We start from the raw sequence: 2,533 nt of genomic DNA, 5'->3' as shown, positions 1-2,533 counted from the left end.
CGCGAGGCTCGCCGCCGTCGCGGTCAGCACCGCCCCGTCCACCCCGATCGCCACGAGCGACAAACGTAGACGTTTCCTCAGGCGGCCGCGTGGGCGGTGGCTCTGGCCGTCTGCGACGGGTGGGGCGCGCTCGCCCGGCCGCTGGACGCCCCGACCGAGTATCCGGCGGGCCTGGTCCAGCTGCGCCCCGACCCGCTGGAATGGCTGCGGACCTTCACCGAGCGGCTCGGCGGCTACACCACGCACGTGCGGGGGCATCCGCCGCTGCCGATGCTGGTGCTGTGGGGACTGGAGAAGGCCGGTCTCGGCGGCACCGGCTGGGCGGCGGCGCTCATCATCGCGGCCGGGACGTCGGCGGCGGCGGCGATCGCGGTGACGGTGCGGTGCCTGGCGGGGGAGCGCGCGGCGCGGGCGGCGGTGCCGTTCCTGGCGCTGGCGCCGCTGGCGGTGTGGATCGCGACGGCGATGGACGCGTTCTTCCTGGCCGTCGCGGCCTGGGGCACGGCGCTGCTCGCGCTCGCCGCGCGCGGCGGGCGGAACCGGGCGCTGGTCCCGGCCGCGGCGGGCGGCCTGCTGCTGGGGTGCCTGCCGTATCTGAGCTACGGGCTGCTGCCGCTGCTGGCGGTGCCGCTCGCGGTCGTGGTGCTGGGCCGTCCGCGGGCGCGGGCTCTCGCGGCCGCCGGCGCCGGGCTGGCGGTGGTTCCGGCCGCGTTCACGCTGCTGGGGTTCTGGTGGCCCGACGGCGTCCGCGCCACCCTGGACACCTACCTGGTCAGCCGCGGATCGGCGCAGCGCTCCTACGCCTACTTCCTGTTCGCGAACCTGGCGGTGCTGGGCCTGCTGACCGGTCCGGCGGTGGCGCACGCGCTGCCGCGCACGCTGACCGAACTGTGCCGGGGCGCCCTATGGAGGGACGTGCTGTGGCGGGGCGTGCTGGGACGGGGGCCGCGGTCGCGGGCGGTCGCACCGGCGGCGGCGGTGGCGGCGCTGGCGGGTGCGGCGCTGCTCGGCGTGCTGGTGCTGGACGTGTCCGGCGTCACGCGCGGCGAGGTCGAGCGGATCTGGGTGCCGTTCGCCGCCTGGCTCACGGTCGCGGCGGCCGTCGACCGCTCCCGGGTGCGGGCGTGGCTGGCGGCGCAGGCGGTGACCGCGCTGGCCGTCCAGGCGCTCGTGCTGTCGCCCTGGTGAACGCCGCGCGGTGATGCTTCGGTGCTCGGCGAACCGACCGCGGGCTAGCGTCCGCGTATGAGCGACCCCGAGTTGAAGGCGCGGCTGGCGGCGCGGTTCCGGGAGGTCAACGGCGACCACCCGATGACCGCCGCCGACGACGCCTACGTCACCGCCTGGTTCACCGACCTGGACGACCTGTGCCGCGACACCGGCCGCGACGCCGACGAGGTGCGGCGGCTGATGCTGGCGGGCAGGCTGCCCCTGCCCGGCTACCTGCGCTCCGACGGCGCGCAGATGGTGCCACCGGACCTGTTCGACCTCGCCGGGCAGGCGGGAGGCATCGACGCGCTGAGGGGCTGGTTCCTCTCGCACTGGGACGACCCGGGCACCGCCGAGGCGGAATGGGCCGCCTACCTCGACGGGCAGTACGTGTGCCTGCGCTCGGTGACGCCGCAGAACATCCAGTACAAGGACGCCCTGGTCAGCGCGATCGGGGCGGCGCCGGCGGAGCCGGACGCCGGGACGCCGGCGTGGACGCGGCGGCTGCACGCCCTGGTCGACGAGCTCGACGCGCTGGAGCCTCCGTTCACCGCCTACGACCGGCTGCGGTTCGCGGGACCAGTGTCGCGGGACCGGTGCGTCGACGCGGTGCGCGCCCGCTACCCGCGCGACGCCTGACGCCTCCACCGCGGTGACGTCCACCACCTCTCACCTGCGCTGACACCGCCGCAGAAAATTCTTCGAAGAAATCCGGGGCGGGATGTCGATCCGGCGGCCGGCCGTGCGACGCGTCAGTGAAAGGCCGATGAGACACAGCACGGAAGGACCGCCGCCATGAGCGCCCAGACCCACACCGCCGCCCACACCGCCGCCCGCGTCACCACCACCCGCACGACCGGGGAGCGCCGCACGCTGCGCAAGGTGCTGTGGGGCGCGCAGATCCTGCTCGCCGCGTTCCTGTTCTTCGCCTCGGCGCTGCCGAAGTTCGCCGGCCAGGCCGACGCCGTCAGGACCTTCGAGGAGATCGGCTGGGGCCAGTGGCTGCGGTACCTGACCGGGACCGTGGAGGCCGCAGGCGCGATCGGGCTGGTCGTCCCGCGGCTGGCGGGGCTCGCCGCGGCCGGGCTGATCGGCCTGATGGGCGGCGCCGCCCTCACCCAGCTGCTGGTGCTGGAGCCGGCGTGGGCGCTGCTGCCCGTGGCGTTCGCGGTCGTGTTCGCCGCCGTCGCCTGGGACCGCCGCGCCGAGTCCCGCCGGGTGCTGCGCCTGCTGAAGCGCTGAGCGGACGCGTCCGCGCGGTGGGGGGGGGCCGGCGCCGGCGGGGTGGCGGGGGCGCGCCCGACAAGGGGCCGCCGCGCGCGCC

General features: G+C 76.2%; 3 protein-coding genes. All 3 read left to right on the top strand.

The window, feature by feature from the left end; genetic code table 11:
- Window positions 1-96: 96 nt before the first annotated feature.
- The 3 genes from ABWI04_RS42435 to ABWI04_RS42425 all read left to right on the top strand — a co-directional run bounded on the left by ABWI04_RS42435 (window position 97) and on the right by ABWI04_RS42425 (window position 2,451).
- Window positions 97-1,188 carry a hypothetical protein gene (locus ABWI04_RS42435; protein ID WP_353835945.1) on the top strand — a complete coding sequence of 364 codons (1,092 nt, stop codon included), beginning with the start codon at window positions 97-99 and terminating at the stop codon, window positions 1,186-1,188.
- Between the two features lie 57 nt (window positions 1,189-1,245).
- Window positions 1,246-1,848, top strand: a complete 603-nt coding sequence (locus tag ABWI04_RS42430) for a DUF6058 family natural product biosynthesis protein (protein WP_353835944.1) — start codon at window positions 1,246-1,248, stop codon at window positions 1,846-1,848.
- Window positions 1,849-2,004: 156 nt separating this feature from the next.
- The gene (locus ABWI04_RS42425) at window positions 2,005-2,451 is read left to right on the top strand and encodes a DoxX family protein (RefSeq protein WP_345187203.1); all 447 of its coding nucleotides are present in this window, start codon (window positions 2,005-2,007) and stop codon (window positions 2,449-2,451) included.
- Window positions 2,452-2,533: the final 82 nt, after the last annotated feature.

Source organism: Actinomadura sp. NPDC000929 (genome assembly GCF_040492065.1).
In the GTDB taxonomy this organism is placed as follows: Bacteria; Actinomycetota; Actinomycetes; order Streptosporangiales; family Streptosporangiaceae; genus Spirillospora; species Spirillospora verrucosospora.
Note: the sequence above shows the minus strand (reverse complement) of the source record. Positions and strands in the feature narration are given on the sequence as shown.